Annotated in this window: 26 protein-coding genes and 1 pseudogene; 12 read left to right on the top strand and 15 right to left on the bottom strand. The window is 70.3% G+C overall.

All coding sequences use genetic code 11. The features are described 5' to 3' along the window. Nucleotides 1-166 precede the first annotated feature (166 nt). The gene (locus ACSHXC_RS34785) at nucleotides 167-334 is read right to left on the bottom strand and encodes a hypothetical protein (RefSeq protein WP_438295331.1); all 168 of its coding nucleotides are present in this window, start codon (nucleotides 332-334) and stop codon (nucleotides 167-169) included. Between the two features lie 242 nt (nucleotides 335-576). On the opposite strand from ACSHXC_RS34785, the gene ACSHXC_RS34790 reads away from it, so the two are divergent. Next, nucleotides 577-873, top strand: a complete 297-nt coding sequence (locus tag ACSHXC_RS34790) for a hypothetical protein (RefSeq protein WP_438295332.1) — start codon at nucleotides 577-579, stop codon at nucleotides 871-873. 57 nt (nucleotides 874-930) lie between these two features. On the opposite strand, the gene ACSHXC_RS34795 is transcribed toward ACSHXC_RS34790, so the two are convergent. Further along, nucleotides 931-1,836 (bottom strand): helix-turn-helix domain-containing protein, encoded by a 906-nt coding sequence (locus tag ACSHXC_RS34795; RefSeq protein WP_438297003.1) that lies wholly within the window; start codon nucleotides 1,834-1,836, stop codon nucleotides 931-933. 249 nt (nucleotides 1,837-2,085) lie between these two features. On the opposite strand from ACSHXC_RS34795, the gene ACSHXC_RS34800 reads away from it, so the two are divergent. Then, nucleotides 2,086-3,138, top strand: coding sequence for a saccharopine dehydrogenase family protein (locus tag ACSHXC_RS34800; RefSeq protein WP_438295333.1), 1,053 nt, complete (start codon nucleotides 2,086-2,088; stop codon nucleotides 3,136-3,138). A gap of 9 nt (nucleotides 3,139-3,147) precedes the next feature. Here the strand turns inward: ACSHXC_RS34800 and ACSHXC_RS34805 are convergent, their stop codons facing one another. Together ACSHXC_RS34805 and ACSHXC_RS34810 are read right to left on the bottom strand one after the other, a co-directional pair. Beyond that, nucleotides 3,148-3,552, bottom strand: coding sequence for a hypothetical protein (locus ACSHXC_RS34805; protein ID WP_438295334.1), 405 nt, complete (start codon nucleotides 3,550-3,552; stop codon nucleotides 3,148-3,150). A 378-nt stretch (nucleotides 3,553-3,930) separates the two neighbouring features. Continuing rightward, nucleotides 3,931-4,848 carry a MurR/RpiR family transcriptional regulator gene (locus ACSHXC_RS34810; protein ID WP_438295335.1) on the bottom strand — a complete coding sequence of 306 codons (918 nt, stop codon included), beginning with the start codon at nucleotides 4,846-4,848 and terminating at the stop codon, nucleotides 3,931-3,933. 240 nt (nucleotides 4,849-5,088) lie between these two features. On the opposite strand from ACSHXC_RS34810, the gene ACSHXC_RS34815 reads away from it, so the two are divergent. From ACSHXC_RS34815 to ACSHXC_RS34825, 3 genes are all read left to right on the top strand, one after another. Next, nucleotides 5,089-5,523, top strand: coding sequence for a hypothetical protein (locus ACSHXC_RS34815; protein ID WP_438295336.1), 435 nt, complete (start codon nucleotides 5,089-5,091; stop codon nucleotides 5,521-5,523). Between the two features lie 98 nt (nucleotides 5,524-5,621). Then, nucleotides 5,622-6,311, top strand: a complete 690-nt coding sequence (locus ACSHXC_RS34820) for a DUF305 domain-containing protein (protein ID WP_438295337.1) — start codon at nucleotides 5,622-5,624, stop codon at nucleotides 6,309-6,311. A gap of 182 nt (nucleotides 6,312-6,493) precedes the next feature. Further along, complete coding sequence (locus ACSHXC_RS34825) at nucleotides 6,494-7,630, top strand: permease (RefSeq protein WP_438295338.1); 1,137 nt, start codon at nucleotides 6,494-6,496, stop codon at nucleotides 7,628-7,630. Here ACSHXC_RS34825 and ACSHXC_RS34830 read toward each other — a convergent pair. Beyond that, on the bottom strand, nucleotides 7,627-8,274 hold the full coding sequence (locus tag ACSHXC_RS34830; protein ID WP_438295339.1) for a TetR/AcrR family transcriptional regulator: 648 nt from the start codon (nucleotides 8,272-8,274) through the stop codon (nucleotides 7,627-7,629). The genes ACSHXC_RS34825 and ACSHXC_RS34830 overlap by 4 nt on opposite strands. A gap of 122 nt (nucleotides 8,275-8,396) precedes the next feature. Here ACSHXC_RS34830 and ACSHXC_RS34835 point away from each other — a divergent pair, with 122 nt between their 5' ends. Further along, nucleotides 8,397-9,617 carry a cytochrome P450 gene (locus tag ACSHXC_RS34835; protein WP_438295340.1) on the top strand — a complete coding sequence of 407 codons (1,221 nt, stop codon included), beginning with the start codon at nucleotides 8,397-8,399 and terminating at the stop codon, nucleotides 9,615-9,617. 20 nt (nucleotides 9,618-9,637) lie between these two features. After that, entirely contained in the window at nucleotides 9,638-9,829 is a 192-nt protein-coding gene (locus ACSHXC_RS34840) for a ferredoxin (protein ID WP_385999111.1), read from the top strand. Nucleotides 9,830-10,012: 183 nt separating this feature from the next. Here ACSHXC_RS34840 and ACSHXC_RS34845 read toward each other — a convergent pair whose 3' ends face one another. Beyond that, the gene (locus tag ACSHXC_RS34845; protein ID WP_438295341.1) at nucleotides 10,013-10,663 is read right to left on the bottom strand and encodes a TetR/AcrR family transcriptional regulator; all 651 of its coding nucleotides are present in this window, start codon (nucleotides 10,661-10,663) and stop codon (nucleotides 10,013-10,015) included. Nucleotides 10,664-10,775: 112 nt separating this feature from the next. On the opposite strand from ACSHXC_RS34845, the gene ACSHXC_RS34850 reads away from it, so the two are divergent. Together ACSHXC_RS34850 and ACSHXC_RS34855 are read left to right on the top strand one after the other, a co-directional pair. Further along, complete coding sequence (locus tag ACSHXC_RS34850; protein WP_438295342.1) at nucleotides 10,776-11,966, top strand: cytochrome P450; 1,191 nt, start codon at nucleotides 10,776-10,778, stop codon at nucleotides 11,964-11,966. Between the two features lie 5 nt (nucleotides 11,967-11,971). After that, nucleotides 11,972-12,190: a ferredoxin gene (locus tag ACSHXC_RS34855; protein WP_438295343.1), complete on the top strand. Its 219-nt coding sequence runs from the start codon at nucleotides 11,972-11,974 to the stop codon at nucleotides 12,188-12,190. Between the two features lie 52 nt (nucleotides 12,191-12,242). Here ACSHXC_RS34855 and ACSHXC_RS34860 read toward each other — a convergent pair whose 3' ends face one another. The 4 genes and pseudogenes from ACSHXC_RS34860 to ACSHXC_RS34875 all read right to left on the bottom strand — a co-directional run bounded on the left by ACSHXC_RS34860 (nucleotide 12,243) and on the right by ACSHXC_RS34875 (nucleotide 16,901). Next, on the bottom strand, nucleotides 12,243-12,863 hold the full coding sequence (locus ACSHXC_RS34860; RefSeq protein ID WP_344373947.1) for an L-threonylcarbamoyladenylate synthase: 621 nt from the start codon (nucleotides 12,861-12,863) through the stop codon (nucleotides 12,243-12,245). Nucleotides 12,864-12,968: 105 nt separating this feature from the next. Further along, on the bottom strand, nucleotides 12,969-14,144 hold the full coding sequence (locus ACSHXC_RS34865) for an alanine--tRNA ligase-related protein (RefSeq protein ID WP_438297005.1): 1,176 nt from the start codon (nucleotides 14,142-14,144) through the stop codon (nucleotides 12,969-12,971). A gap of 385 nt (nucleotides 14,145-14,529) precedes the next feature. After that, nucleotides 14,530-15,789, bottom strand: coding sequence for an alpha/beta hydrolase family protein (locus ACSHXC_RS34870; RefSeq protein WP_438295344.1), 1,260 nt, complete (start codon nucleotides 15,787-15,789; stop codon nucleotides 14,530-14,532). 107 nt (nucleotides 15,790-15,896) lie between these two features. Then, nucleotides 15,897-16,901 (bottom strand): annotated as a pseudogene (locus ACSHXC_RS34875) (zinc-dependent alcohol dehydrogenase family protein). 166 nt (nucleotides 16,902-17,067) lie between these two features. On the opposite strand from ACSHXC_RS34875, the gene ACSHXC_RS34880 reads away from it, so the two are divergent. Next, nucleotides 17,068-17,991 (top strand): AraC family transcriptional regulator, encoded by a 924-nt coding sequence (locus ACSHXC_RS34880; protein WP_438295345.1) that lies wholly within the window; start codon nucleotides 17,068-17,070, stop codon nucleotides 17,989-17,991. A gap of 401 nt (nucleotides 17,992-18,392) precedes the next feature. On the opposite strand, the gene ACSHXC_RS34885 is transcribed toward ACSHXC_RS34880, so the two are convergent. The 4 genes from ACSHXC_RS34885 to ACSHXC_RS34900 all read right to left on the bottom strand — a co-directional run bounded on the left by ACSHXC_RS34885 (nucleotide 18,393) and on the right by ACSHXC_RS34900 (nucleotide 22,164). Then, a complete protein-coding gene (locus ACSHXC_RS34885; protein ID WP_438295346.1) occupies nucleotides 18,393-18,893 on the bottom strand; it encodes a histidine kinase in 501 nt (166 codons plus the stop codon). Between the two features lie 146 nt (nucleotides 18,894-19,039). Next, the gene (locus ACSHXC_RS34890) at nucleotides 19,040-20,767 is read right to left on the bottom strand and encodes a TIGR03767 family metallophosphoesterase (protein ID WP_438295347.1); all 1,728 of its coding nucleotides are present in this window, start codon (nucleotides 20,765-20,767) and stop codon (nucleotides 19,040-19,042) included. A 255-nt stretch (nucleotides 20,768-21,022) separates the two neighbouring features. After that, nucleotides 21,023-21,721 carry an alpha/beta fold hydrolase gene (locus ACSHXC_RS34895; RefSeq protein WP_438295348.1) on the bottom strand — a complete coding sequence of 233 codons (699 nt, stop codon included), beginning with the start codon at nucleotides 21,719-21,721 and terminating at the stop codon, nucleotides 21,023-21,025. After that, nucleotides 21,718-22,164: a MerR family transcriptional regulator gene (locus ACSHXC_RS34900; protein WP_438295349.1), complete on the bottom strand. Its 447-nt coding sequence runs from the start codon at nucleotides 22,162-22,164 to the stop codon at nucleotides 21,718-21,720. The genes ACSHXC_RS34895 and ACSHXC_RS34900 overlap by 4 nt, the downstream gene beginning before the upstream one ends. 109 nt (nucleotides 22,165-22,273) lie before the next feature. Between ACSHXC_RS34900 and ACSHXC_RS34905 the strand changes: the two genes are divergently transcribed. Next, entirely contained in the window at nucleotides 22,274-23,062 is a 789-nt protein-coding gene (locus ACSHXC_RS34905; protein WP_438295350.1) for an amidohydrolase family protein, read from the top strand. A gap of 127 nt (nucleotides 23,063-23,189) precedes the next feature. Here ACSHXC_RS34905 and ACSHXC_RS34910 read toward each other — a convergent pair whose 3' ends face one another. Continuing rightward, a complete protein-coding gene (locus ACSHXC_RS34910; protein ID WP_438295351.1) occupies nucleotides 23,190-23,786 on the bottom strand; it encodes a DUF2867 domain-containing protein in 597 nt (198 codons plus the stop codon). A gap of 96 nt (nucleotides 23,787-23,882) precedes the next feature. On the opposite strand from ACSHXC_RS34910, the gene ACSHXC_RS34915 reads away from it, so the two are divergent. Further along, on the top strand, nucleotides 23,883-24,440 hold the full coding sequence (locus ACSHXC_RS34915) for a TetR/AcrR family transcriptional regulator (protein ID WP_438295352.1): 558 nt from the start codon (nucleotides 23,883-23,885) through the stop codon (nucleotides 24,438-24,440). The last annotated feature ends 2 nt before the right edge of the window (nucleotides 24,441-24,442 follow it).

Consider the following 24,442-nt stretch of genomic DNA (forward strand, 5'->3'; position numbering starts at 1 on the left):
CCGGCATGGCACAGCCGTTGGTGTCGCCAACCCACATACGCAGAAGCCCAGTTGTGCGGCGAGCCGGAGATTCGTCGGCCGCGTGGGAACACCGCCGGATCCGTCACCCGGTCGAGGAACAAGGCGGATCCGGCGGCCAGGTGTGGCCAGGTGTGGTCAGCTATGGCTAGTTGTGGCCGAACTTCCGCGGCTGCTTGTGGGAGACCTCTGGCGTCGAGGGCGTCGCTTCCGGCGCGGTGGGGGTCTTCGCCTGCTCCTTGACCTCGGAGGTGGTGCTCCGGTCATGGCCGCCGGTGCGTGCTCCCCGGTTCTGGCGGGTCTGCTTCTTGCTCATGGTGGTCGCCCCCTGATGGGCAGGTCGGAGGTAGAGCCACCTCCACGCTCGCACGCACCCCGGTAGATCGCATGTCGGGTGTGGGCCGACCCCATCCTGCCGGGTCCTTCGGCTCAGGGCGCGTTGACGCGGGCGGGCTTCACCTCCGTACGCCTGTGACGTCAAGTAGCCATACGCATACGGTGAGTTGCACCAGTGGGCCGCTCCAGGGTGCGGCCCGCAGTGACGGAAGGGGTATGCGCATGGTGCGACGCATGACGATGGCGCTCGGCGCGTTCGCGGCGGCCGCAGCACTCGCGCTGGCGGCACCGAACACCGCATACGCGGCTGCCGGAGTACTCGTCATCGACGGTGTGGCCCATGAGGACCCAAGCGGCTGCTACCCGCTCGGAGACTTCGCGCCGCCGATGGTGTCCAACTACACGGACGCGATCGTCGAGGTGCACTCCGGGCCCGACTGCACCGGACAGGTCACCTGGTTGATCTATCCCGGTGAGACCTACCACCCCAACGGAAGCCGGAGCGTGTTCGTCCTCTGAACCCGGCGTCTTCTCGGGCCGCGCCCCGGCGTGGCCCGAGACCGGCCCGAGAACATGTCAGCGCATTCCGAAAGTGCGCCGGTACGCCTCGGGCGGCAGACCTGTGACGCGGGCGAAGTGGCGGCGCAGGGTGGCGGACGTCCCCATACCCGTGCGCGCCGCAATGTGCTCGACACTGTCGTCGCCCGACTCGAGGAGTTCCTGCGCCAGCCGTACGCGCTGACTCAGCAGCCAGCGCAGGGGCGAGGTCCCGGTGACGGCATGGAAGTGCCGGGCCAGGTTGCGGCTGCTCATGGCCGCCTGCCGGGCCAGGTCCTCCACCGTGAGCGGCTGGTCGAGCCGGTCGAGAGCCCACGGCAGCAGGTCGGCGAGCGGGTGGTCGCGCCCGTGGGTCACCGGCGCGGGGATGAACTGCGCCTGGCCGCCGTCGCGGTGCGGTGGTACGACCAGGTGGCGGGCCAGCGCGTTGGCGACCGTCGCGCCGTGGTCGGTGCGGACGATGTGCAGGCACAAGTCCATGCCCGCGGCCTTGCCCGCCGAGGTGAGGACACCGTCCTCGTCGGTGAACAGCACCCCGGCGTCGACCGTCACCTTCGGATACCGCGCGGCGAGCAGGTCGGCGTGGGCCCAGTGCGTGGTCGCGCGGCGACCGTCCAGGAGCCCCGCCGCGGCCAGGACGAACGCCCCGGTGCACAGCGAGACGATGCGGGCGCCGGCGGCGTGCGCGGCGCGGACGGCGTCGATCAGCTCGCCCGGCGGGTCGCCCTCGATGTCGTCCTGCGCCGGGACGATCACCGTGTGCGAGGAGGCGAGGGCGTCCAGGCCGTGGGTGGTGTCGGCGCGCAGCCAGCCCCCGACGCGGGCCTGCCGCGAGCCGCACACGCGGAACGAGTACCAGGGGTCGACCAACTCGGAGTGGTCGGTGCCGAACACCTCGCATGCAGCCGCGGCCTCGAACAGCATGCTCCCCTCGGCGACGGCGAGCGCCACGGTCCAGCCGCCCGAAGTCGCTGATGCAGCCGTGTCCGAAACCGTCGTGTCCGAAACCGTCGTGTCCGCAGCAGTCACGCCAGAAGCAGTCATGTCCGAAACTGTACGCCCCTCGTCATTCCGGCCGCTGGTGGATGTGGGTCCGGGGCCCGCACTATGGCGTCACACCACATACCACCTGCAGAAATTCGGGAGCCAGCGATGAGTTCTGCCCTTTCCCCCATGTCTGTTCCGCACACTGCCGACTGGCCCGACGAGCGGCCTGTCGCCGTCATGGGTGCCGCCGGCCACACGGGCCGCTTCGTCGTGAAGGAGCTCCTGAACCGAGGTGCGAGAGTTGTGCTCGTCGGCCGTGACCGGGCGAAGCTCGACGGGCTCGGAGAGCTCGCCCCCGACGTTCCGGTGCGCGTCGCGTCGACAGCGGACGCGGCCTCCCTCGACCGCGCCCTGGAGGGCACATCCGCGGTCGTCAACTGTGCGGGGCCGTTCCTCGCGACCGCGCTCCCCGTGGCACAGGCGGCACTGCGCGCCCGCATTCCGTACCTGGACGTCGCCGCCGAACAGGCCGTCACGGCCGCGCTGTTCGACACCTACGACGAGCGGGCCAGGCAGGCAGGCATCGTCCTCGCACCCTCGGTCGCCTTCTACGGCGCGGTCGGTGACCTACTGGCCACCGCGGCCCTGGGCGACTGGACGGAGGCGGACGAAGTGGTCCTCGCGTACGCCCTCGACAGCTGGCTGCCCACCCTCGGCAGCCGGCTGACCGGAAAGAGCAACGCGGGGCAGCAACTCGCTTACACGGATGGCAAGTTGAGCCCCTTCGATTACACGCCGCAGGAATTCCCCTGGGAGTTTCCCGAGCCGTTCGGAACGCAGGACGCCGCTCCGTTCGCGACGGCCGACCAGGTGACCATCTCGCGCCATGTGCGCACACCAGAGGTGCGTGCCGTCATGAACCTCGCGCCACTGCGGGACGTACGGGATGCCACCACCCCCGAGCCCGTGCCCGCCGACAGCAGCGGGCGCTCGGCCCAGACCTTCCTCGTCGAGGCGGCCGTCCGCAGGGGCGGCGAGACGCGCCGGGCGGTCGCGGGCGGCCGTGACATCTACGCGGTCACGGCGCCGCTCGTCGTCGAGGCCCTCGCGCGCATCCTCGACGGGCGCTTCCGCGCCACGGGCGTGGTCGCCGCAGGGGAGGCCTTCGAAGCGGCGGACTTCCTGCGCGCGCTCACGCCCGAACACTTCACGCGGCTCGACCTGCCGGAGCCGGTGTAGGCCCCGGAGTCACCTTCGCGGTACGTATGTCCTGCGCGGCGGGGCGCCGTCGTCCATGAGGGCCTCCATGACGAGGCGGACGCCCCGAGCCAGGCGGCCCAGCTGGTCGAGCTCCATCGCGTACATACGGATGGTGTTCTCGATGACCGCCGGAGCCACGCCCAGGGTGGGCAGTTCGGCGCGGCTGGTCTGGAGGGCGACGCGCACCGCGCGTATCTCGTGCTGCACCTGGATCTGGGCGTGCCGTGCGAGCAGGACGTGGTGGCGGATGAGGGGTGAATAGCCGGCGTAGCGGGCCGGCAGCAGGTCGCGCAGCCAACGGGTGGCGGTGCGTTCCCAGTCACGACTCCCCGGCGATTTGACCTGGCAGGGCCAGTCCGGGCTGAGCGTGGTGGTGGGGGCCGTAGGGGACATTCTCGTCGCTTCCGAAGATTGTCGAACTCTGATCGAGAGAGGGGGGCGGCCCCGGCTCAGGGGTTAGCCGAGGCCGCCACGGGCGTTCCACCGGATCCAACAGCCTGGATCGGACATCCAGCGCGACGTGAGGAGGAGGGGGAGAGCGTCACGCTGGTTGTTCGTTCTCAGAGGGACTGGGTGGGGTCGCTCTCCTTGGCAGGAAGAGATCGGTGGCCGCCACGGCTCAGTAAACATATATACCGTTGAGTACACAAGGGTATGAAAAAATTCATGCGCCTTGAGGTTGTGAAGATCTTGCGCGGTGACCTGGGCGAATCGGGCCCGTGGGGAAGAAACGGAAGGGGTCGGGCCCGGTCCCGGCGAGCCGGGCAGTCCCTAGAGGAAGAAGCCGTGCTTGTCGGCGGCCTGCTCGTACTCCTCGAGCCGCGCCTGCGTCCGCTCGGGATCGGCGTCGGCCATCGCCTGGAGGATGGCCGCGGCGAGCACGTTCGGAGCCGCGTACGAGTCGAACACCAGCCGTGAGCCGGTGCCCGCGGTCAGTGCCACATCGGCCTCGTCGACGAGCGGGCCCAGCGTGGTGTCCGTGACCAGCGCGATTCGGAGCCCGGCGCTGCGGGCCGCCCGCATCGCGGAGAGGGTCTCCTTGGCGTGTCGGGGCATCGCGAAGGCCAGCACCCAGGTCCCGCCCGCCGAGCGGGACTGCAGCAGCGCGTCGTAGGCGACGCTGCCGCCGCGCGTCACGACCCGCACATCGGGGTGGATGCGCCGGGCCGCGTACGCGAAGTACTCCGCGAGGGACACGGAGATCCTGAGGCCGAGGACGGTCAGCGGCACCGAGAGGGCCAGCTCGCGGCCGATCTCCAGGACCTGGGTGGTGTTGGCGACCAGGCGCCGCACGTGCTCCAGGTTCTCGATTTCGGCGTCCACCGCCGCCTGGAGCTCGTTGTGACGGCTCTCCTCGCGGCCCTCCGGAGTACCCGCGACCGCGCTCAGGGCGATCGGCTGGAGCACCTCCCGCAGCGCGGGATAGCCGCTGTAGCCGAGGGACGAGGCGAAGCGGGTCACGGACGGCTGGCTCACGCCGACCCGTTCCGCGAGCTCGGTGATCGAGAGGAAGGCCGCGTCGGTGAGGTGGTCGATGAGGTACTGGGCGATGCGTCGCTGCCCGGGGGAGAGGCGGTGGCCGTCGAAGAGCGCGCGGACCCGGGCCGCCGGGGCGCGCTCATGGTCCGAGGGCTCCCCGCTCGGCGTGATCGCGGCCGACTGGGCGCGTACCTGCTGCCCCGATGACACCGGCGGGCCTCCTTCTCGTGCCATGTGTGCTCAAAACATAGCTCACCCTTGTGGCGGACCAGCCCAAATTCCACCACTGACCTGGCTACTTCGGTGAAGCACACACTTGTGGAAGCCCGAGCGAATGTGGTGAACAGTGTGGGCGCACACCGGGGTGGGGAGTGCCGCGAGTAAACCCGGTGGGGGTATCGTCGGGCCGGAGCGCAGGAGTCGTACGAGCGAGAGAAGGCAGGGGACCCCGTGGACCGCAGACGGACGCGCAGGGCGGGACTGTCCCGGCTGCTCGTGCTCTGTGCCGTCCTGTTCGGCCTCTTCTCCATGCACGGGGCTCCGGCGAACGCCGCAGCGGGCTGCCACGGCGAGATGGCCATGCCGGCGCCCATGGCCGCGCCCATGGGTACGGGCCATGCGGACATGCGGGCGGATGTGCGGGCGGACCCGCGGGGCGAGCGTCACGCCGCCCCTGTCGCCACGGGGATGAACGGTGAACTCTGTGTGTCCACCCCCGCTCGGGAGCGGCTGCCGCTGGCCGCGGCCGGTCTCCTCGCCGTGCTCGCCCCGGTGGTCCTCGTCGCATGGGGACTGCGCCGTACGGGCCTGTTCGTCGCGGCGCGGCGTGGACCGCCGCTCAGCGGCAGAGGTCTGCTCCTTCAGGTGTGCGTCGCGCGGACGTGACAGGCGCTGCCCGGCCCGGCCCCAGGTCGGCCCGGCGAACTGCCCTGCCCGTTTACGCGCGCCCCAGCACGGGGTAGCCCACCTGGAAAGAACCCTTGATGTCCATTTCCCTCTCCTCCGCTGCCCGTCGCCGCACCCTCGCGGCCGCCGGCACCGTCGCCGCCCTCGCCTTGGCGCTGGCGGCCTGCGGCTCCTCGGGGAGCTCCAAGCCCGACGGTTCGGCCATGCCCGGGATGAACCACGGGCCCAGCAACGCCGCCTCCTCCGGCACCTCGTCCCCGGGCGGCGCCTTCAACGACGCGGACGTGACGTTCGCCCAGCAGATGATCCCGCACCACCAGCAGGCCATCGAGATGGCCCGGCTTGCCGACGGCCGCGCCGCCGACTCCGAGGTCAAGAGCCTGGCCTCCGCCATCGAGAAGGCCCAGGACCCGGAGATCAACACGATGAAGGGCTGGCTGAAGTCCTGGGGCAAGCCGCTCCCTTCGGCGTCGTCCTCGGCCTCGTCGTCGATGGGGGACATGCCGGGTATGAACCACGGTTCGTCCGGCATGGCCGGGATGATGTCCGACCAGGACATGAGTGACCTCAAGTCCGCCAAGGGCAAGGACTTCGACAAGAAGTTCGCCCAGCTGATGATCGGCCACCACCAGGGCGCGGTCACCATGGCCAAGGACGAGCAGAAGAACGGCGGCAACTCCGACGCGAAGCGGCTCGCGGGCAACGTCATCGCGGCCCAGAACGCGGAGATCGAGCAGATGAACAAGATCGTCAACCGGCTCAAGTAGCGGCGGCTGACGGGCGACAGTTGTCAGTTTTCCGTCATCAGCTGACAGATTTCAGATGACAGGTAACAGTCGTCTGACAGCGGCCAGCAGATGACAGGGAACGGGTTCCGGGCCTTCGCCTCGGCGAAGACCCGGAACCCAACCCCCTCTCCATCCGCCCCCTCCCCGCGGAAGGCACGCCCATGGATGCCGTACTGCACGCCCTGCGCATCACCGGCTCCATGACCTGGGAGATCACCTGGGCCCTGGTCCTCGGCTTCGCCCTGTCCGCGGTCGTGCAGGCGGTGGTGCGCAGGTCCACCGTCGTCGCGCTGCTCGGCGACGACCGGCCGCGCACCCTGGCTCTTGCGGCCGTGCTCGGCGCGGCCTCGTCCTCCTGCTCGTACGCCGCCGTCGCGCTCGCCCGCTCGCTGTTCCGCAAGGGTGCTCACTTCACCGCGGCGATGGCCTTCGAGATCGCCTCGACCAACCTCGTCGTCGAACTCGGCGTGATTCTGGCCCTGTTGATGGGATGGCAGTTCACGGCGGCCGAATTCGTCGGCGGCCCCCTCATGATTGTGCTGCTCGCGGTGCTGTTCCGGCTCTTCCTCCGCGAGGGGCTGCTGAGCCGGGCCCGCGAACAGGCCGAGCGCGGTCTGGCCGGCTCGATGGAGGGGCATGCCGCGATGGACATGTCCGTACAGAAGGAGGGCTCGTTCGCCGGGCGGCTGTTCTCGGCCGAGGGGTTCACCTCCACCGCGCACGTCTTCGTCATGGAGTGGGCGGCGATCCTGCGCGATCTCGTCGTCGGTCTGGTCATCGCGGGCGCGATCGCCGCGTGGGTGCCGGACTCCTTCTGGCGTACGTTCTTCTTCGACGGGAATCCGCCGGCGGCCAAGCTCTGGGGGCCGCTGATCGGCCCGCTCGTCGCCATCGCCTCGTTCGTCTGCTCCATCGGCAATGTGCCGCTGGCGGTGGTCCTCTGGAAGGGCGGGATCAGCTTCGGCGGAGTGGTCGCGTTCATCTTCGCGGACCTGTTGATCCTGCCGATCCTCACCATCTACCGCAGGTACTACGGCGCCCGCATGGCCGCCTTCCTCCTCGGCACGTTCTATCTGGCGATGGTCGTCGCCGGGTATGTCGTGGAGTTCGCCTTCGGTGGCCTCGGCCTCGTGCCCGACCGGAGTTCGGCCACCATCCCCATGGCGGGCGTCACCTGGAACTACACAACCTGGCTCAACATCGTGTTCCTCGTACTGGCGGCCGCCCTGGTCGTACGTTTCTTCCGGACCGGAGGGATGGGGATGCTCAGGATGATGGGCGGGGCGCCCGGCGACTAGTCGGCCTCGTCCGGCGGGCTCGCGGCCGGGCTCAGGATCAGCGGCAGGTAGATGTCGTCCACGATGTCCACGATGACCTCGTCCTCCACGGGCGCGCCGAACAGCAGGAACTGGTTGCGCAGCAGATCCGTCGCGACCGTGGACCGCCGGGAGGTGAGGACCCACGGCTCGACCTCGCCGCGCTCGACGGCCCGCTCCAGGATGACGTGGACCGCCAACGGGCGGACGGTGTGGATCCGCTCCCGGATCAGTTCGGCCAGCTCGGGATCGCGCGTCATCTCTCCGAGGAGCCCGCGCATGATCCCGCCGAGCGGGCTGGACATCGTGGCCGCCATCTGCCGCAGCAGAGCCAGCGCGTCGCCGCGGACTCCGCCGGTGTCGGGCAGGTCGACTTCGGAAATCTTGCCCAACTTGCATGCGTCCAGGACCAGTTGGGCCCGGCTCGGCCAGCGGCGGTAGACGGCCGCCTTGCCCGTGCGGGCCCGTGCGGCGACCCGCTCCATGGTCAGCGCGGAGTAGCCGACCTCGGTGAGCTCGTCCAAGGTGGCCCGCAAAATGGCGCTTTCCAGTTCCTCGCCGCGGCGGCGAGGCCCTTTGCGGTGGTCAGCGGGTGGTTCGGTGACCGGGTCGGTGCTGTTGGGCACCCATGCCTCCCGGGTGTGTCCGATAGGAGCCGTTGCGTTCTCTAAGGGGGACAGCTTAGCCTCGTGGTTAGAGAACTGTCCGTTCTTTAATGTCTGAGGTTTCGAGGGATTCGATGACCGACATGACCGAGACCGCCGCAGCGATCCAGACGCGCGAGGCCCCCGCTTTCCCGGCCGACCGCACGTGCCCCTACCACCTGCCCGAGACGTACCGCCAGTTACGCGACGAGCCCGATGCGCTGAACGCCGTGACCCTCTTCGACGGCCGACGGGCCTGGGTGGCCACCAAGCACGAGACGGCGCGCAAGCTGCTCGCCGACCCCCGCCTTTCCTCGGACCGCACCCGCAACGAATTTCCCGCCACGTCGCCGCGCTTCGAGGCCATCAGGGAGGGAACCCCGGCCTTCATCGGCCTGGACCCGCCGGAACACGGGCCGCGCCGGCGGATGACGATCAGCGAGTTCACCGTCAAGCGAATCAAGGGCATGCGGCCCGACGTCGAGCGCATCGTGCACGGTTTCCTCGACCGGATGATCGCCGGGGGCCCGCCTGCCGACCTGGTCAGCCAGTTCGCGCTGCCCGTTCCGTCCATGGTGATCTGCGAGTTGCTCGGCGTGCCGTACGCCGACCACGACTTCTTCCAGGACGCGAGCAGGCGCCTTGTCCAGGCGCCGGACGCGGCCGGTGCCCTCGCAGCGCGCGCAGACTTCACGCGCTACCTGGACGGGCTGATCACCACGATGCAGGCCAAGCCCGGCCCCGGCCTGCTGAACAACCTGGTGACACGCCAGTTGGCGGCCGGTGAGATAGACCGCGAGGAACTGATCTCGACCGCGCTGCTGCTGCTCGTCGCCGGCCACGAGACCACGGCCTCGATGACCTCCCTCAGCGTGATCACCCTGCTCGAACACCCCGACCAGCTCGCGGCCCTGCGTGCCGACCCCACCCTGCTGCCCGGCGCGGTCGAGGAACTGCTGCGCTACCTCGCCATCGCCGACATCGCGGGCGGCCGCGTGGCCACGGCCGACATCGAGATCGACGGCCAGCTCATCCGCGCGGGGGAGGGTGTGATTGTCTCCAACTCCATTGCCAATCGCGACAGTTCAGTGTTCGAGAACCCGGACGTCTTCGATGTGAACCGCTCGGCACGCCATCACCTGTCCTTCGGGTACGGGGTGCACCAGTGCCTCGGCCAGAACCTGGCCCGCCTCGAACTCGAAGTCATCCTCACCGCGCTGTTCGAGCGCATTCCGACCCTGCGCCTGGGCGTGCCCGTGGATCAGCTGGCGCTGCGCCCGGGCACGACGATCCAGGGCGTCAACGAACTCCCGGTCACCTGGTGACCGGGGAGAAGGGAGGACCCGTGCGGGTGTCCGCCGACCGGGACGTCTGCGTCGGCGCCGGACTGTGTGCGCTGACCGCGCCCGGCGTCTTCGATCAGGACGACGACGGTCTCGTGGATGTGATCACGCCCGATCCCGATCACGCCCAGCAGCCCGCGGCCCGCCAGGCCGGCAACCTCTGTCCGTCCGGCGCCGTCCGGATCAGCGAATAGTTTCCGACTCCGTCCGGACCGGGCCGCTCGAACGGCTCCGCGCGCCGCAACGCCAAGGAACGGCTGGGCATCGACATCGAGCCAATGCCCGGCGGACACCTCCTCGCGCTGAGCCGCCCCGCAGAGCTCGCCGGCCTCATCTGCCGCTGGAACACAGCCAGTTGACGGCCGGTTGACGGTCTACTACGTCTCGCTGTCCGGCGCGGACCAGAGATGGTCGAGGGTGTCGACCACCAGGCGGCACACGGTGTCCGGGTCCGCGCCGGCCAGCGGCTCGCGCGCCACGACCGTCCGCATGAGCCCGATGCCGAGCAGCCAGGCCATGGCCAGATCCGCGCGCAGGGCACCGTCCTTGGCCCCGGAGAGCGCGGCCAGCGCGCTCTGATACTGCTCGCCCAGTTCCCGCAGCGTCCCGGTCGCCTCGTCGCCGCGGCCTATGGAGCGCAGATAGACCTCCAGGGACCGGTCGGCCGTCCCCGACGCGCTGCTGGTCAGCATCGAACGCAGCGCGGTCTCGAAGAGTTCCTCGGGCGGTGTGGCGCGCAGCTGTTCCAGGCCACCCTGCGCGACGACCTCCGTGAGCAGCCCCTGCTTGGACCCGAAGTACCGGAACAGCAACGCCTGGTTGGCGCCCGCCCGTTCGGCGATCTCGCGGACCGTGGCCCCTTCGTATCCCCGTTCCGCGAACAGGTCCCGGGCGGCGTCGAGCAGCCGGCGGCGGGTGGCTCCGGCGTCACGGCGGCGCTCACCGGCGGGCGATCCGGGAACAGCCGATTCGGCAGTCGAGCCGGTAGCAGTCGATTTGGGAGAATCCGAGTCGGGGGCTTCGCGCATGGGGCAGGTCCTCTCAGACGGCCCATCAGGATAACGGCCACAATGCGCCGTTGACCGCCCACTGGACCCGCCCCTACCGTTGTAAGCAGCTGCTTACATCCGGGAGGCCGCAGTGACGACAGCCGACACGACACCCCTCGCCTATCCCTTCAACACCTCCGACGGACTCCAGCTCGCCGAGGAGTACGAGCGCGTACGCGAACTGCCGGGTCTGTTACGCGTGCAGCTGCCGTACGGCGAGTCCGCCTGGCTCGTCACCCGCTATGCGGACGCCCGGCTCGTCCTCGGGGACCAGCGCTTCAGCCGGGCCGAGGGCGCCTCGCACGACGAGCCCCGGCAGTCCGAGGGGCGCAACGACAGCGGCATTCTCGGCATGGACCCGCCGGACCACACCCGGCTGCGCTCCCTGGTGGCGCGCGCCTTCACCGTCCGCCAGGTCGAGAAGCTCCGCCCGCAGGTCCGCGAACTCACCGCGAGCCTGCTGGACGACATGGAGGCGGCCGGTCCGCCCGCCGACCTGGTGGACGCCTATGCGCTGCCGCTGCCGGTCGCGGTGATCTGCCGCATGCTCGGCGTGCCCACCGAGGACCGCCCACGCTTCCGGGTGTGGAGCGACGCGGCCCTGTCCACCAGCTCCCTCACCGCCGCCGAGTTCGAGGCCAACCGCGAGGAACTCCGCGCCTACATGGGCGAGTTGATCGAGCGGCACCGCCGCGATCCGCAGGACGATCTGATGACCGCGCTCATCGAGGCCCGCGACGGCGGCGACCGCCTGACCGAGCTCGAACTCGTCGACCTGTGCGTGGCGGTTCTGGTGGCCGGCCACGAGACCACCGCGTCCCAGATCCCCAACTTCACCCTGACGTTGCTGGACCACCCCGACCAGCTGGCGCAGCTCAGGGCCCGGCCCGAACTCATCGCGGGCGCGGTGGAGGAACTGCTGCGCTTCGTACCGCTGGGCAGCGGGGCCGGCCAGGCCCGGTACGCCACCGAGGACGTCGAGGTCGGCGGCACCCTGGTGCGGGCCGGCACCCCCGTCCTGGTCGCGATGGGCGCCGCCAACCGCGACGCGCTCCGCTTCACCGCCCCCGGTGTGCTCGACATCGCCCGCGAGGGCAACCAGCACCTGGGTTTCGGCCACGGAGTCCACCACTGCCTGGGTGCCCCGTTGGCCCGCCTCGAACTCCAGGAAGCCCTGAGTGCCCTCATCACCCGCTTCCCCGGGCTGAAACTGGCCGGCGACGTGACCTGGAAGTCCGAGATGCTGGTCCGTGGCCCGCGCGTCATGCCGGTCGCGTGGTGACCGCCATGACCTGGACCGTACGCGTGGACCCGCAGCTCTGCCTGGCCTCGGGCATGTGCGCCGGAGCCGCCCCGGACGTGTTCGCGCTGGACGGCGAGCACGCGCGCGTGCTGCCGGACGGGATCGAGCCGGACGAACGCATCCTCGACGTCGCCGACGCCTGCCCCGCCCAGGCGATCACGGTGCACGACGGGAGCGCCGTCATTGGGCCCCGCCGCGACTGACCGACGCCGCGACTGACGATGCCGCGGTGAACGGGTGCCCGGGCGCGGGCGACTACTCGAAGCGTGAGGTGTCGCCGGCTCCCCGGCGCACGATCTCCATCTCTCCGCCCGAGAAGTCGATGACGGTCGTCGGCTCGGTGCCGCAGTCCCCGGAGTCGAGGACCGCGTCCACCACGTGGTCGAGGCGCTCCTTGATCTCCCAGCCCTGCGTCATCGGCTCGTCCTCGTCGGGCAGGAGCAGCGTGCTGGACAGCAGCGGTTCGCCGAGGTCGGCGAGCAGGGCCTGAGCGACGGCGTGGTCGGGGATCCGCACCCCGACCGTCTTCTTCTTCGGGTGCAGCAGCTGGCGCGGCACCTCCCTCGTCGCGGGCAGGATGAAGGTGTAACTGCCGGGCGTCGCCGCCTTGATGGCACGGAACACGTCGTTGTCGATCTGCACGAACTGACCCAGCTGCGCAAAGTTCTGGCACACCAGGGTGAAGTGGTGGCGGTCGTCCAGCTCGCGGATCGACCGGATCCGGTTGATGCCGTCTCGACTGCCCAGCTGGCACCCCAGCGCGTAGCAGGAGTCCGTCGGGTACGCGACGAGCGCGCCGGAACGGATGCTGTCCGCCACGCTGCTGATGGTGCGCCGCTGGGGGTTCTCGGGGTGCACGTCAAAGTACTTTGCCATCCGCCGAGTCTAAGGTCCGGGCGCCTGGGGGCCGGAGCGCCCGGTTCCGGCGGTTTCCAGGTGTCGGCGCGGGGCCGCGCCCCCAACGCGGTCCCGCGCCGAGGGTCATCCCGGCGTGCCGCCCCGGAGGCCGAGTACGAGGTCGCGGGGGAGGCCGTGGGTGTCGTGGAGGTAGCTGTAGTGGTCCTCGGTGAGCGGGCCGGAGTAGCGGGGCTGGGACAGGACGCGGCGGCCTCGTTCGAGAAGCCGGGTGAAGCGCCGCTCCTCGTCGGCCAGTACGTCGCGGACCGGGCCGGTGTTCCCGCGCTGCCCGAAGTGGTCCAGCGTGTGCCGGACCAGGTCCTCGGGCAGATCGCCGAGCGTGCGGGACGGATCGACCCGCCACAGGGTGGTGAGCACCCGCCGGATCAGCCGCCGCAGGACATATCCGCGCCCGGTGTTGGACGGCAGGACACCGTCGCCGATCACGACGATGCTCGACCGCAGATGGTCGCAGACCAGCCGCAGCGACTGCTCTTCCAGCCGCCAGAGCGAAGGCAGCGAGCCCAGCCACGGCTCGAACAGGTCGGTCTCGAAGACCGATCCCTTGCCCTGGAGGAAGGAGACGAGCCGTTCGAGGCCGAGCCCGGTGTCGACGTTCGGCCGGGGCAACACGTCGAGGGTGCCGTCGTCGCGGCGGCGACAGCGCATCATCACGTGGTTCCATACCTCCACCCATCGCTTGTCTCCGGTCGGTGTGGACCGCGGTGGTGTCTCTCCCGTCCAGATGAAGATCTCCGAGTCCGGACCGCAGGGACCGGTGGGGCCGTTGGACCACCAGTTCTCCTCAGTGGTCAGCTCGACCGGCACCCCGAGCTCCTGCCACAGGTGCAGCGATTCGGTGTCGGGGCCCGAGTGCTCGTCGCCGCCGAAGACCGTGGCGTACAGCAGTCCCGGATCGATACCGAAGCCGTTGACCAGCAGGTCGTGGCCCCAGCCGAGGCTGTGCGAGCTTCCGTAGTCGCCGAGGGACCAGGTGCCGAGCATCTCGAAGACCGTCAGGTGGATGTTGTCTCCGACCTCCTCCAGGTCGGTGGTGCGAAGGCAGCGCTGGACGTTGACCAGGCGCCGGCCGAGCGGGTGGGGCCGGCCCTCCAGGTAGGGGGTGAGCGGATGCATGCCGGAGGTGGTGAACAGCACGGGGTCACCGGGCGGCGGCAGCAGGGACGACCCCGTGATGCGCCGGTGGCCCCGGTCCTCGAAGTACTCGACGAAGGTGTGGATGACACGCTCGGTGTTCATGGTGTTCATGGCTGCGGTTCCTTGGCTGTGGGGCAGCCGGAAAGGGACCGCGGACATGGGACGCGACAGAGATCCAGCAGCAGGAATCCAGGACTGGGATTCCGGACCATGAATCCGACGATCCACCGGCGGGCCGTTTCCGGTCGCCGGGGGAGTGGGGAATGAGGTCAGGCGGCGGCAACCGGCGAGCTGGTCGCTCGCGCGGTGGCGCTGTCGATACGGCTGATGACCTTCATGCCGTCCACGGTAACGGGCAGGTGGCCGGCTTGCACACGTATTCCTTTCGGGGCGGTGGAGCGGTCGCTGTTGTGGTCAAAGGCCGCGGTCAGCGGCGCTTGGTGGCACCCGGCCCCGCCACGGGGCCGGGCCGGCGGGCTGCGAGGGGCTACTTCACGAACCGCACCTCGGGGAAGCGGGCGGAGGGGCCGTCGAGCAGGTGCCGGTTCTGCCCGCGCAGCCATCGGTCGAAGAAGGCCGTGATGTAGGCCTCCTGCGCGGCCACCGAACGCTCCGGTTCGACCGTGCCTATGGTGGCGGCGACGGTCTGCGCGGAAAGCCCCAACTGGCGTGCCAGTTGCGGTATTTCGGACTGCATGTCGGTGTAGCTCGCATGCTCGGCGCCGGTGAGCGTCAAGTCCCTGAGCCACCCCTTGCTGTGCTGCCACACCGCGTCCCAGGATGCGACCGTGTGGTGGTCGTTGCCCTCCTTGCCCATCAGCAGCAGGGGCCGGTCGACGCCGTCCGTCCCGACGGAGGACGGGTTGGCCGGGTCGTCGTCGCGCTGGGTGTAGCCCATGACGCCGTCCAGGTTGGCCGCGGCCTTGATCCTGGGATCGTCGTGCATGGTCTGCGCGGCCGTGAACCCGCCCGCCGACTGCCCGAACATCCCCACGGCGTTCAGGTCGAGCGCGCCCCGCAGCCGGCCGGGCAGCCGTCCCAGCTGGTCCAGTACGAACCGGGTGTCGGCGACCCGTACCGCCACGGTCTTCTTCAGCAGCGCGGTGACCTGTGCCTTTCCCGCCTTGTCGGCCTTCTCGAACTCCTGGGGCAGTACCGTCTTCTCCACCCGCCCGCCCGGGAACTCGACCGCGGAGGCGTCATAGGTGTGGTCGATCATCACCACCACGTAGCCGCGCGAGGCGAGCTCGTCGCACAGGGTGGTGCCCAGGGTGCGGGGGTCCCCGACGCCCGGCGAATAGAGCACCACCGGGAAGCCCTGCGCGCTGTGCCATGCGACCGGTGCTTCCGTATGGGCGTGGCTTCGGGTGGCCGCCCAGTCCGCCCGGCCCTTGGGTATGTCCGTGAGATTGTTCAGCGCATCGAACCCCGCTGCCTCACCCGGCAGCATCTGCGGAGCCCGCGCATGCCCGGACACGTCCCGCGCCGGGTAGCGGATGCTGACCATCAGTTCGCGGTGCGGTTGCGAGCCCACCCAGGGGTCGGGGCGGCCGCGGTCGGTGAGGTGCAGGGAGGTCGTGCCGACCGGATACGCACCCGTCGGCGCGGGCAGCGACATCCGCGCCGGGGCCGACGGGCCCGGCGGTGCGGCGGGCGCCGCGACGGCCGCGGAAGCGCACGTCAGGCACGCGGCGACAGCCAGCGCGGCGGTGGACAGGAATACTCTGCGGGAAGACGAAGTGGTCATGGATCAAGGCTGGCGCAGCCGCCCCCTTCCCACCATCGTGGAGCCCCCCGCTTCGGGGGTTCGGATTTTCCGAACCCCCGTGACCTTCCCGGTCCTTGGCGCCTACCTCATACCCGCACCACGATCTTCCCGGTGTGGGTGTTGGACTCCATCAGCCGGTGCGCGTCGGCAATGCGTTCCAGGCCGTCGAAGGTCTCGGCGATCACGGGTTCCAGCGCGCCGCTCGTCAGGCCCGAGCCGATGAAGGCGGCGGCACGGCGGCGGAATCCCGGGTCACGGGTGAGCGCACCATTGGCGTACGTGTGGACGGTGAGCGGCCAGTTCATCGACAGCTCGATAGGGCGCCGGTCCAGCCAGCCGTACAGGACCGCCGTTCCACCCGGCGTCAGGGCGTCGCCGAGGGCCGCGAAGCCCGGGCCGCCCACCGCGTCGAAGACCATCCGGGCGCCCGTGCCGCCCGTGATCCGCTTGACCTCCTCCACCAGGTCCTCGGTGTCCGTGGTGATCACATGGGCCGCGCCTAGCTCCACCAGCCCCCGGCGCTTGGCCTCGCCGCGCGTGGCGGCGATGGGGATCGCTCCCAGTCGCAGGGCCGTTTGGACAGCGGCCGTACCGACACCACTGGACGCCCCCGTGATCACCACATGGTCGCCGGGGGCGAGCCCGCCGGTCTACACCATGCCGCCGTACGCGGTTGTGTAGGTCAGCCACATAGCAGCGGAGGCCACCGCGTCCACACCGTCCGGGCTGCGCACCACGGACTCCTCGGGCAGGACGATGTGTTCGGCATACACACCGTGGACGCCGAAGTCGAAGTTGGCCGCGGACATCACCGCGTCGCCCGGTGCGAACGCGGTCACCTTCTCGCCGACCGACTCGACCACCCCGGCCGCCTCGTAGCCGAGCCGGGAGCCGGGCAGCGTCGGCGGGTAGTAGTAGGAGCCCGCGCGGAACAGGGCTTCGGCCCGGTTCAGGCCGATCGCCTCCACCCGGATGAGGACCTCGCCGGGCCCGGGCTGCGCCAACGGCACGTCCTCGACACTCAGCACCTCGGGCCCGCCCGTCTCATGGAAGAGCACGGCTCGGGTGAACGTCCTCTCATCAAGCGTCATGGGTGCAGGGGGAGTTGGCGCATGGGTCTCTGGGCTGCTCGCTGCGTTGTTGGTAGTCATGGGAATGACCGTACGGACGGGGTGAGAGACGATCCATATCCAAGAACCTCCCGTTCATGTCCGATCGTCTTCCACTCGTCTCCGGCTGCTGCGCTAGGGTGCCGTGATGGACGTACTGAGTGATGCGATCGCCGCCATGCGCACCGGGCGCCCGCATTCGTCGCGCACCGTCAAGCGAGGGCCCTGGGGTGTGCGGTTTCCCTCCTCCGACGGTGCCGGATTCCATGTGGTGCTCCAGGGCTCGGCCTGGCTGCTGCCGCCCGACGGCGGCGAGCCCGTGCGGCTCGGGGTCGGCGATGTCGTCTTCCTCGCCCACGGATACGGCCACGCCCTCGCCGACCATCCCGAAACACCCCTGGAGGAAGCCGAGTTGGAGCCGGACGGCTCCTGGCCGAGGCTGCGTCACCGCGGGCCGGTCCGGGGCGACGACACGCTCATGCTGTGCGGCGCCTACCGGTTGGACAAGGCGCGGGCCCACCCGCTGCTCACCGACCTTCCCCCTTACATCCACCTCCCGGCCCGCCTCGGTGCCCACGACCGGCTGCGGGCGGCCGTCGACCTGCTCGGAGCCGAACTGGCCGACCCCCAGCCCGGATCCGATGCCATCGTGCTCGCACTCCTCGACACCCTGTTGCTGTATTTGCTGCGCAGTTGGTGGCTGGCCGAGCGTCCCGAGGGGCCGACCGGGTGGGCGGCCGCCCTGAACGACCCGGCCATCACGGCCGCGCTGCAGGCCATGCACAGCGACCCGGCCAGGCCCTGGACCGTCCAGGAACTCGGCACACGCGCTTCGCTCTCCCGCGCCGCCTTCGCCCGCCGGTTCACGGCGCTCGTGGGCCGGCCCCCGCTCGCCTATCTGACCTGGTGGCGTATGACGACGGCGGGCCGACTGCTGCGGGCGAGCGACGCCCCGCTGGGAGCGGTGGCCGAACAGACCGGGTACGCCTCGGAGTTCGCCTTCGCGAAAGCATTCAAGCGGGAGTACGGCGTGGCGCCCGGCCGGTACCGCAAGCAGGCGAGCACGGCCTGATCCATCAGTGGTGGCAAGGCCGGCCCGGCGAGTGAGGGGGCTCACCTGGTGGGGGGAGTGCCAGGGAACCGCCGTCCCACTCGCCGGGCGCCTTCCCGGTGGCGGCGCAGGCTGCCTGGAACTCCCGCGACGGCTGCCCTGCCAGTGATGGTGCGCACCGGGAGCGGGTGGTGGTGCGTTCGGGGCCGAGCGGCCGGGACCGCTCTTGCTGCCAGGAAGACCGGTCTCTCGTTTCTGCCCTCACCATCGCAGCGGGCAGGGGCCGTGTACAGGTCGATTCTGGACGGGGATGGACGGCGCTCCGTCTGCCCGGGATCCTCAACTCACGCCATCTGTACGGCTGTTGAGCGTGTCGTACGAGCTGCGTTCGCGGCGTGGACGTGCGAAGCCTCCTGGGCGGGTCAAGCCTTCTCGGTGTCCTGGGCGGCCCGCTCGGCCGCCTCGACCTGGGCGGCGAACTCCTTGGCGGACAGGCGTTGCAGGGTGCCGTCGTGGCGCCGGGCCAGCTCGTCGGCGGGCTGCTGTGAGGACTCGTGCAGATCGACGACCAGCATGGCCATGCCGTCCTCGACCCTGCTGCTCAGCACGATGAGGCCGGCTCCGTCCTCCAGCAGCTGACGGTTCTCCGCCGCGTTGGCCAGCGTGGCTCCCGCCGCGCTGCCCAGCAGTACGCCGATCGGTCCGCCGAGCAGCCCCACCAGGCCGCCGACCAGACCGCCGCCCACTGTGGGCACCCCGGCGCCGCGCACATGGTTGTCCGGTACGTCGAGCAACCCCTCGGCCGAGCGCTCCAGAATGGCCGCCTGGCGCAGCCCCGGCAGTGACACGGCCTCCGCGAAGGCCGACCGGCAGCGCGCCGGATCGGTGAACGAGACCAGCAGAACATGGTGGGTGTCCGCCATGGCGGGTGTACTCCCTCGTCGTGTGACGCGCGGCTGTCGGCACTCCCAGTGGAACGCCCGCCCGACGGCCCCGCCAGGTGGGCACGGCCGTCGGAGAACCGGGCCGCTCACCGCGGGGCCGTCGAGCGCTCGCGGGGGCCGTGCCGCTACTTGCCCGGGTGCGCCAGGATCAGCTCGGTGTTGTGGTCGGCGGAGGAGCCGAGCTTGGCGGCCGGGGTGGCGTACGGGTCGTTGTACGACAGCTCGCGGTACAGGGCCGCCAGGCCCCGGTCGGAGGTGTCCGCGAAGTCCGTCGTATAGGGCGCGGCGGATTCGATGAGGGTGGTGAACAGCGACAGGGTGCCGTCGCCGTTGTCGGCTATCTCGATGATCCGGGCGTGCTGCGGGTAGTCGACGTGGGACGCGGTGTTGATCTCCCAGAAGGCACGCTCGGGGACCGCGTGGCCGTGCGGGGTGATGCGGTTCTCGTGGGTGTGGCCGTTGACCCAGGCCACCACGTTCGGATAGCGCTGGAGCAGCGAGACCAGGGCATTGCCGTCATGGCGCCCCTCGAAGGGGTGGTACGGGTCGGGCAGCAGGTTGCCCATCGTGGTGCTGGTGTGGTGGCTGAACAGGACGATGAGCGAGTCGCTCGACCCGCCGCGCACCACGTGCCCGTCGGTGTCGTACCAGCGGCTGCTGTGCGACTTCAGCACCGACTCGAGCCAGTTGAGCTGAGCCGTGCCGAGTGAACCGTCCGCGAAACCGGCCCTGTTGGTGGTGTCCAGGCTGATGCCGAGCACGCCGGCCGCGAGCGGGAACGTGTAGTACAGGTGCCCGCTGCTCGCCGCGTCCGAGGTGAAGCCGTGGCCGACCGGCCCGGCGCCGGTGTACGCCGGGTTCAGGTGCGCCTTGGCGAACTCGGCCGGGGTGAAGGGGCGACGGCGCTCGTCGGGGGTGACCTTGCGTATCGCACCGCCGTTGCCGAGCAGCTTCCCCAGCAGGATCACGGCTTGGGCCGGGTCGTGCCGCAGGGCGTACGCGAGCTTGGCCGCGGTGGCGTCGTCGCAGCCCTCGATCTTCCGGTCCCCGGTGTACAGGTCGCCCAGAAGGCCGAGGTCGGGCAGGCTGCCCTCGATGCTGTCGTCGTGGTTGCCGACGGTCGTGTACCAGGGCACGCTCAGGCCCGGAGCGTTGAAGGGGCGGCCCGCGCCCGACAGGAAGCCGGGGATCTGCGGGAGTCCCTTGGCCTTGTAGGTGTCCTGGAAGGACGACTCCGGGTTCCAGTAGTCCGCGTTGCCCGAGTTCTGCACGCCCTCGTAGCGCGAGGGGTCGCCGCTGCTCGGGGTGATCCGGCCGCCGCTCATGACGGACAAGTACCAGTCGAGCTCGATGAGTTCATGGTTGTCGGTGTTGTCGCCGGTGGCCATCACCATGCCGAACGGCAGCCCCGTGTACGGGCCTTGGCGCACCGAGTTGACCCGCTCGACCAGCGACGAGGCACCCCGCACCGTCAGGGCTTCCTGCGGGCGGTGCGCGCTGTCGTTGTACTGGGCCAGGTACTCGAACCGCACCGGCGACTCGGTGTCCGCCAGGTGCAGGTCGGTGAACTGGACGAAGGAGGCGAGCCCGGTCCGGCGGTCGTCCCGGCCCGAACCCGCCGCGGCCAGCTCGCCGCGGACCACGAGCGGCCAGCCCGGGCCGGCCACGAGGCGCTTGTACGAGCCGCTGCCCACCGGTATCGCGGCCTGCTCCAGCGTGGTTCCGCCGACCCGTACCGCCCGCGCGGCCGTGGCCGCCAGCGCCCGGTCCTGCGCCGTCGCCGACCACAGAGCGGCCCCTGCGGCAACGGCGGACATCCTGGAAACGAACTGACGGCGGTTCATCCCGCGCATGGGTATCCCCCTGGTGGCACTGGCAGTTGAGGGCACGGCAGCTTTCGGCCACGACCGTGCGGCCACACACTACTGGCGGGTAGCTGTATGTACAGGTGCTGGGAGGAAACTTGAGGGAAACAAATCGGGGAGCGTGCGTCTGGAGCGGCACGCGGGCCGCACCCTGGAGCTCACCACATGGCGCGCACTACGCCGCGCAGCCCGTGCCCGCTACGGGCGTAGACCATCGCCGACCATGGGCGGGGCCCGCTGCCGTCACCTCCCCGCTTCGTCCAGGAGTATCCGGGCCAGCTCGGCCGGCCGGGAGAACATGGGCCAGTGGCCGGTGTCCATTTCGGCCAACCGCCAATGCCTGCTGGTGAGCAGCGCGGCCACGCCGTCGCTCGGCTCGGCTCCGTCGAGCAGGCACTTGATGTACGTCGCCGGGAGTTCGCCGAGCGGGCGGGTCAGCACGGCGGGCTCGGTCAGCGTGGCGCCCGGGTGCGGCGTCGAGCCGTCGACGATCCGGGTGATCTGCTCCGTGCTCAGCCCCTGGCCCTCGAAGTCCGGCTCGGTGAGCGGCGCCCAGAAGCCGCCGTTCTCGGCTATGGATGCCTCCACCGCGGCCTGCCAGTCCAGACCGCCGGACACGAACGAGCTGCCGTCGGCCGGGACGTTGGAGTCGACGAAGACGACCCGCGCCAAGCGGTCACCGATCCGCTCGGCGGCCTGACCGACCGGAATGCCCGAATAGCTGTGCCCGACCAGTACGACATCGCGCAGATCGAGGCGCTCGACCTCGCCGACGATGTCCTGGACATGGGTCTGCTGCCCAGCCGGCACACCCTGCTTCTCGGCGAGGCCGGACAGCGTCAGCGGGTGGACGCCGTGGCCGCCCGCGAGCAGCGGCGGCGCCACCTCGTCCCACGCCCACGACCCGAGCCACGCTCCCGCGACCAACACGAAATTCGTCATGGCTCCACCGTAGAGGCGGGGTCTGACAACCGGCCCTGTGCCGACTCCTGGGCCCGCTCCCGCACGGGGGCCGGCTCGGACTCCACCGAGCCCAGAGCCCCTTCCGCGGCGGCGATGGTCCGCACCAGGGTCTCTCGCGCCGAGGCGATCCGGGCCGACCGCTCGTCCAGCGCGCTCAACTGCCCACGCAGAGCGTCCAGTACGCCGGGACACGGCATCACCGCGGCGTCCGCGGTTGTACAGGGAAGGACCTGGCGAATGACGCGGGTCGGCAGTCCCGCAGCAAGCAGCGCTCGGATCCGCAGCACGGACTCCTCGGCGGCGCCATCGTAGAACCGGTAGCCATTGGGCCGGCGCTGCGGCCTGAGCAGGCCCATCCGCTCGTAGTAGCGCAGCAGGCGCTCGCTGGTCCCGGTCCGTTCGGCCAACTCACCGATGAGCACGCCCGCTCGTCCTTCCGCGCTTGACCTTCCAACAGTGTCAAGGAGCAACAGTGGGCCGGCCGGCCGCATTCCCCCGGCCCGCGTTACCGCGTCACCGGGAGGACGAACAGTGATCATCGACGCCCATGGGCATGTCCACGACCCGGTGGAGACCCACCTGCGGCTCCTGGACGAGGCAGGCGTGGACCGGACGGTGCTCTTCGGCACCCGGCCCCACCCCGAGCGGGCCACCGACCTGCCTTCCCTGCGCCACGAGATGAGCGCCCTGGACCGGGCCCTGAGCGGAAGGGGCGACCTCAACGACGGATACCGCACCGCGCGGCGCGAGCTGGACGAGGCGCTTGCCGCGCACCCGGAACGCTTCATCGGGTTCGGTTCCGTGCGCCTGGACCTGCCCGCGGAGGAGATCGCGACGGCGGTCGAGCGCGACATCGTGGGAGGCCGGCTGTACGGCATCGGAGAACTCACCCCGCCTCCCGGGCAGGCCGGCCGGCTCGCCCCGGTACTGGAGGCCGCGCACGACCACGGCGGGCTGCCCGTCGTCGTGCACGGCTTCGCCCCGACCACTGCCGAGGACCTGCACACCCTGTCCGAGCTCGCCGCGCGCTACCCGAAAGTGCCGCTGATCGTGAGCCAGCTCGGCGGGCTCAACTGGATGACCGCCGTCGAACTGGCCCGGGACACCCCGAACATGTACCTGGAGCTCTCCACCGCCCACATCGTCTTCGCGGTGAAGCTGGCCATCCAGGAACTCCCCGAGCGCACCCTCTTCGGCTCGGACGCGCCCTACGGCGACCCCCTGCTCGCCCGCACCACCGTCGAGCGCGTGACCCCGCCCGGGGAGCTGCGCGACCTCGTCCTCGGCGGAACCCTGGGCCATCTGCTCGGAATCCTCTGATCCGGCGCCGCCACCAGGGCGCTCCCCGGCGAGCAGGCCGAGAGAGCGACGGAGCGGTACGCCTGCGCACCGGTGCCTCGTCACCGCCAACCGCCCGAATCGGCCGGGGTGCCGACTGCCCAAGTCGTCAACCGGGCGGGTTCTCACGGGAGTTGGACTCCCACTCGGCCCCGATCGACCGGATCAGCGCCGGGTACACCCAGACGTACCGGAAGGGCTTGATGGCTGCCATGTACAGCGTGCCGAGGAGTCCGTTCGGCTTCACCAGGACGGCCATCTGGCCGTGGTAGCTGCCCGATCCGTCCGGGACCCAGCCGATGTGCAGCACCGCCTGCACCGTCTTGTTGGCCACCTCGGCCGCCCACTCGTCGTGCGTCTGGTAGACGGAAGTGAACGGGAGTGACCGGAAGGCGGGCCCCTGCGGCCCCTCGCGGAGGTCCGCCGGAAGCCGGTCGCGCAGGGTGCGTACCCGGGTGCCCACGCCTTCGCCGGGCTTGTCCCAGCCGAACAGTTTGCCCAGCTTCCGTCGGACCGCGAAGAGGAAGCGCTGTACGGGGGAGGAGTCACGTGCGTCGTTGCCACTCGTGAACTGGCGTACCAGGCGGTCGAGTTCGTCCGGTCCGCCCGGTGTCGGCAGTGCCCACACGTCTTCGAGTGTGAAGTCGGCCGCGATCTCGTGGATCCGCCAGGGGCGGGACGTGTGCGCGGTTGCGGGGAGTTTCATGAACGAGCCCCTATCTATACGATGCCGTATAGATCGAGGCTAGCACCGGTTGTACGGCACCGTATGGACAGGGGTCGGCGTGAGAGGAGACACGGCATGGGTGCGACTCGCACGCCGCGGGGGAAGTGGATCGAAGAGGGGCTGCGGGCGTTGTCCGCCGGCGGCCCGGAGGCGGTCAGGATCGAGTTGCTCGCGCAGGCCCTCGGTGTCAGCAAGGGCGGCTTCTACGGCTACTTCAAGAACCGGGACGCACTGCTCACCGAGATGCTCGACACCTGGGAGCGTGAGGTGGCCGAAGCGGTGATCGAGCGGGTCGAGAGTGGCGGGGGAGACGCCAGGACCAGGCTGGAGCGGCTGTTCGCCATGGCCACCGGGGGCCGAGGTCCCACGATGGGGGTCGTGGCCGAGCTCGCGATCCGGGACTGGGCCCGGCGCGACGACGACGTCGCCCGGCGGCTCCGGCGTGTGGACAACCGCCGGATGGAGTACCTGCGCTCGCTGTTCGGTGACCTCTGTTCCGACGAGGGCGAGGTCGAGGCCCGCTCGATGCTCGCCTTCTCGCTGCGTATCGGCGAGCACTTCATCGCCGCCGACCACGCGGGTCGCAGCCGCGCGGAGGTCATGGAGCTGACCCGGGAATGGCTCCTGAGGTAGCC

Source organism: Streptomyces sp. HUAS TT7 (genome assembly GCF_051550175.1).
Lineage (GTDB): Bacteria > Actinomycetota > Actinomycetes > Streptomycetales > Streptomycetaceae > Streptomyces.